This is a genomic window from Aeribacillus pallidus (genome assembly GCF_050478865.1).
Lineage (GTDB): Bacteria > Bacillota > Bacilli > Bacillales > JACDOC01 > JACDOC01.
On sequence record NZ_JBCNBW010000107.1, the window covers coordinates 1 to 1540 of the forward strand.

General features: G+C 31.1%; 1 protein-coding gene. It reads right to left on the reverse strand.

What is annotated here, in order from left to right; translation table 11 throughout:
- Positions 1 to 534: 534 nt before the first annotated feature.
- Complete coding sequence (locus ABES52_RS16875; RefSeq protein ID WP_429652474.1) at positions 535 to 1053, reverse strand: GNAT family N-acetyltransferase; 519 nt, start codon at positions 1051 to 1053, stop codon at positions 535 to 537.
- Positions 1054 to 1540: the final 487 nt, after the last annotated feature.

The window sequence follows — 1540 nt, forward strand, 5'->3', positions numbered from 1 at the left end:
ATTTTATCACCGTTGTTGACACTCATACTATCTCCTTACATTCTTACCATTTAAATAATTTTTATTTGTATAAAATTCCTTACCTTAGTTTTCCTTATTTTATCCATTTTTATGTAAATAAAGATTTTAATGCTTCTCTGAAGCCAAAAAATTGATTTATCTACTATAGTTCAACTTCTGAACAAAATAAAAAAACCCCTTTCCGTTTTCCAACCTTGCATTAACAAATTTGCGAAGTTGAAACAGAAAGAGTTGCGTAATTGTCGTAGCGTACTATTCTTAACTGATATTCACGTTAAATTCAACGTTTGGTGGACGTTGACACGCAAAAAGCTATTTGAGTCATGCGCGTCTGCCAATTCCGCCACATCGGCATATCAGCTTATTCAATTCATGGGATCTAACAAGAAATATCAAATCACAGTTTTAAACAGTTTTAAAATATCGTCAACTATAATCAATCAAAGTAAAATTGATTTCACTTCTATAATCAGCTTTTTCAAACAATTTTAAACCACTCTGTCCATAAATTCATTAGACATTAAGAAAAGGTTCTGGATACCTCACAGTCCACTGAATTCCTTTAAATGCATTTGGTTGTAGTTCATATACCATAAACGCCTCATCTGGAACGTCAAATGGTGGAAAGATCCCTTTTGTACTTGCCTTTATAAAACCAAACTTTGAGTAATATTCAGGGTGACCTAAGACAATAACCGAATGGTATCCTAATTCCTTACATCGCTTTAATCCTTCTTTTATTAACGCAGAACCTACGCCTATTTTTTGATAACTCGGTTTAACTGCCATTGGAGCTAAAGCTAAAGATGGAATAGATCCATTTTTGGTTTCAATAGAAATCTCACTAAATAAAATATGTCCTACAATTTCACGTGTATCCGTTTCAGTAACTAATGAGAGCTGAGGAATAAAAGATCTTGATTTTCTAAGTTCCTCAATCAATTGGGATTCATTATTCCGTCCAAAAGCTAGGTTATTTACTTCTTTAATAGCCATACAATCTTGTGCCGTTTCTTGTCTTATGTGATACATAGATCTCACCCTAGTCTATGAAAAGAGAGTCACATATGGAAATTGATTTACGATTTTGTACGCTGATTTGCTCATAAATTAGTATTTTTACTCTTAAATTTTAAGTTTTTTCTCATAACTGAGCAAAAATTTCTCATAAATTTCTTAATTTTGCTCATAATTCATCATTTTTACTCATAAATACTATATTTTTCCCATAAAATATTTTTTTCAAATAAGTACACCATCCTTTTCATGATAATGATATTATAGTTTATAGTTTAAATTGAGGGTATGTTAAAGTAAAATTTTGGACAACAATTGGTCAAATTTCTATGTAATCATTTGTAATGTTGTTTCAAGTATGTAAAAAAGCATTTACGATGCTATTTCGTAAATGCTTTTAATTTTAGGTTCTCCGTCAAATGTTGGGGTGGTAAAGAAATCAGGCCACCCCTATCCTATATGTAGACCCATTCCTTTATATTGATGTCTCAATAAGATTCTT

What these genes read in the sequence shown, in the direction of transcription:
- ABES52_RS16875 (WP_429652474.1), bottom strand. Translation starts at nt 1,053, where the DNA reads ATGTATCACATAAGACAAGAAACGGCACAAGATTGTATGGCTATTAAA.